The following is a 3,428-nucleotide window of genomic DNA, read 5'->3' on the forward strand; positions in this document are numbered from 1 at the left end:
TTGCTTGGAATATCAAATTTAAAACTGCTTGCGCAGCAAACAAACTACTTTAGTCCGGATCAATATTTAAACCCTTATCTGCATACTTGGTCTTTGGGGATTGAGGAGCAATTTTATTTAATTTATCCGCTGTTCTTTCTTCCTTTTGTGCGTGGTGAACGGCGCTGGCGATTTTGGCTTGCAGCAGTTGCACTTTTGCTTGCTTCTTTGCTGATCGCCTGGCATTGGTCTGAACTCAACGCCCAGCGGGCTTACCTATCTCCAATTAGTCGTTTTTGGGAGTTAGCAACCGGAGTGTTGCTTGCTTTGGCGGGGGCGTTGCCAAGGCTGCAACAACGATTAGAGAAGCTTAAAAACTTTGCACCTTTGGCCCAATGGCTTGCAGTGGCAGGCTTGTTAATTAGTTTTTGCCTGCTTTCAGACAAGGCTCCCTATCCACTTCCAGGCGTATTACTACCTGTTTTTGCCAGTGGGGTATTGCTCAGCTTTGGTGTTGTAGCCCCCCTTACGGCCTTAGTGCAGTGCCATCTGTTGCGGTTTTTAGGAAGGATTTCATATTCGCTTTACCTCTACCACTGGCCGTGCATTGTGTTTTCCCGTTATCTATTTGGAAGCCAATCCGGCTATTGGTTGCCAGCAGCGCTGGTTTCCACTTTGATTTTTACCTGGCTTTCTTATCGCTTTGTGGAACAGGGCCCTTGGCGCAAGGCCTCCCTGGTTCAGCTGGCTGTGGCTGGGGGTTTGGGATTAGTGAGTTTGATTGGCTTCGAAAGCCAAGCGGAACGTTTACGTGGCCCCCTTGGCCTGGCAACTTTCTCAGAATTGGCATGGAATGCGAATGATCCGCAACCTATCAATCAACTGCTCGGCAGCACTGCAAAAAATAATAATGATGCTGCGGCTATTTCCCTCACTCCTGCGCAAATTAAGCAACTAACGCCCGGGCTAAGCCTGCAGCTCAGCCTTGTGCAGGCATCAAAAGTAAGCGTTTTGGATCCGCAGCAAGTGTTGCGTGGTGGGGAGCAGCGTTTCTTTGTTTTGGGTGATTCCCATGCCGGTTCTTTGGTGGCGGCGGTGCGCAGCATGGTGGCTGCAAAACCTGGGCTGGTGGGTTTGCTTATAACACCGCCTGGAATGGGTGGCTGTTCATTAATTTCTTACAGCTTTGATCTTCCCCGTTGCAGCATTTATGAAGCTCAAGCTCTTGATTTAGTGCAGCGCTTTGCAAAGCCCGGTGATCGTTTGCTTTTGCCGAGTTTACGGATGCCACGCTTATCTCCGCGGCTTAGTTTTGCTCCATATATCAATCCAAAAACTCCGTTAATGGGGCCAAGCTTTGAACCAGGGTTGCAGAAATTGCAACGCCAAGGGGTGCGCATTGGCTTGCTTGCCCCCTGGCCTGTTTATAACGTTTTAGGTAAACAATGCCTTGGCTGGCAGGAAAAATTGAAGCTGGAATGCCATCAATCCCGCCAGGATTTTGAAAAGGACCGAAATCCTGCTCTTCAGCGCTTACTGCAGCTGCAAGAACGCCTGCCGGGGCTGGAAATTATTGATCCCATTAATTTATTTTGTGATCAACAAAAATGCAGCAGTAGCCTTGGCGGACGGCCTTTCTATTCAGATCACGACCACCTCAGCGCCTACGGCAGTGCAGCCCTCGGCGAATGGTTGCAACTTCAGCCTTAATTTAATCAACCAATTTTATTGAATACGTTAAACATTGGTAGATACATAGCAAGTAAAATAGAGCCAACAATACCGCCAACAATAACAATCATTGCGGGCTCAAGCATGGTGGTAATTGTTTTTATAGCTACAGCAATTTCATCTTCATAGAAATCAGCAATTTTTGAAAGCATCACATCCATTTGGCCGGTTTCCTCACCAATTGCAATAAGGCTTAATGCCATTGCTGGAAACAATCTTTGTCTTCCCAGTGCCTGGCTCAGGCTGCCCCCTTCCTGCACCTCTAATCTTGAGGCCACCACTGCATTTGCTAACACTTTATTTCCCACACTATCAGCAACAATTTTCAGGCTCATCAAAATTGGTACCCCAGCTCGACTCAGGCTGCTGAAGGTGCGACAAAATTGGGCAGTATCCGTTTTTTCAATTAAATCGCCAAATACAGGTAATTTTAAAAGTAACCCATCAATTTTTAAGCGACCTTCTTTACCCCTATAGGTTTTACGTATTAACCAATAAATAAATATTAGCATTGCCCCAAGCAAAATAATAAGCGGGGAGCGTAGAATAGCGCTTAAATTTAGCATTAATATTGTAAAAGCAGGCAGCTCTGCTCCTAGCTCTTTAAATATTTCTGCAAATGTTGGTATTAATAATATTGTCATTCCAAGAAATACCAGCACAGCGATCAGCAGCACCGTGAGGGGATAACTTAGTGCACCCCTAATTTGATTTTGTAATTTAGCATTATTTTCTAGTAATTTTGCTAGCCGTCTTAACACCTCTTCTAATACTCCACCCGCTTCTCCAGCTTCCACCATTGTTACCATTAGCGGGTCAAATACTTGGGGCCAGAGCCTTAAGCTATCTGCAAGTGAACTGCCTTGATTTACCTCTGTCGACACTTTTTGTAAGGCCCGTTTGAAAAGGGCTTGGCGTTGTTGTTTGGTAATTAAATCTAGGCTGCGAACGATAGGTACTCCCGCTCCAACAAGTGCAGCAAGTTTATTTGCAAATAATGCTTTATCCTTTACTCCGGGGCACTTCTCAAAGTTAAACTTAATTTGTGGGATAGATGCATGTAACTTTACATCGTTTTCTGCTATTTTTAGATCTAAAGCTAATATGCCGCGTTGGCGTAGATTTCGTTTGGCTTCTGCTAGGTCGTAGGCTTTTACTTGAATAAGTTGTTCTCTTCCGTTTGAATTTAGGTAGCTGCCTATATATGTATGTTTATTCATGGTGCCCCCATCAATAGATTTTGTAGTTCGCTTGGCCTCCCGGTTTTTGTTAAGGCTTCGGCAGTGCTAATCTGCTTATTATTTATGAGATTTGCTAAACATTGTTCCATTGTTTGCATGCCAAACTTGCTGCCAGTTTGCAATTGAGAATATATTTGTGCTGTTTTACCTTCGCGAATTAAGTTTGCAATAGCGTTGTTATTTATCATTATTTCTTGTGCCATCACCCTACCAAAGCAACCGTTACTTTTATCAATAGCTCTGCATAGTGTTTGCGCGAATACCGCCAGTAGGCTGCCACTAAGCTGCATTCGGATTTGGCTTTGTTGTGCCGCCGGGAATACATCAATTAGCCGTTCAATCGTTTGGGCAGCCGAATTGGTGTGCAATGTTGCAAACACTAAATGGCCGGTTTCTGCCGCGCTGATTGCAAGCTGAATTGTTTCAAGATCCCTTAGTTCGCCCACTAGGATCACATCTGGATCCTCCCGTAGCGCT

Annotated in this window: 3 protein-coding genes; 1 reads left to right on the forward strand and 2 read right to left on the reverse strand. The window is 45.1% G+C overall.

Annotated features, from left to right (window positions below; genetic code table 11):
- Positions 1-1,689: acyltransferase family protein (locus KB557_RS09895; protein ID WP_255133769.1), on the forward strand; the 1,689-nt coding region annotated here is incomplete at its 5' end.
- Positions 1,690-1,694: 5 nt separating this feature from the next.
- On the opposite strand, the gene KB557_RS09900 is transcribed toward KB557_RS09895, so the two are convergent.
- Both KB557_RS09900 and KB557_RS09905 read right to left on the reverse strand, forming a co-directional pair.
- The gene (locus KB557_RS09900) at positions 1,695-2,930 is read right to left on the reverse strand and encodes a type II secretion system F family protein (RefSeq protein ID WP_255133771.1); all 1,236 of its coding nucleotides are present in this window, start codon (positions 2,928-2,930) and stop codon (positions 1,695-1,697) included.
- Positions 2,927-3,428: type IV pilus twitching motility protein PilT (locus tag KB557_RS09905; protein ID WP_255133773.1), on the reverse strand; the 502-nt coding region annotated here is incomplete at its 5' end. The genes KB557_RS09900 and KB557_RS09905, both read right to left, overlap by 4 nt.

It is taken from the genome of Synechococcus sp. Cruz CV12-2-Slac-r (assembly GCF_024346075.1).
In the GTDB taxonomy this organism is placed as follows: Bacteria; Cyanobacteriota; Cyanobacteriia; order PCC-6307; family Cyanobiaceae; genus Synechococcus_D.

What these genes read in the sequence shown, in the direction of transcription:
- KB557_RS09900 (WP_255133771.1), bottom strand. Translation starts at nt 2,930, where the DNA reads ATGAATAAACATACATATATAGGCAGCTACCTAAATTCAAACGGAAGA.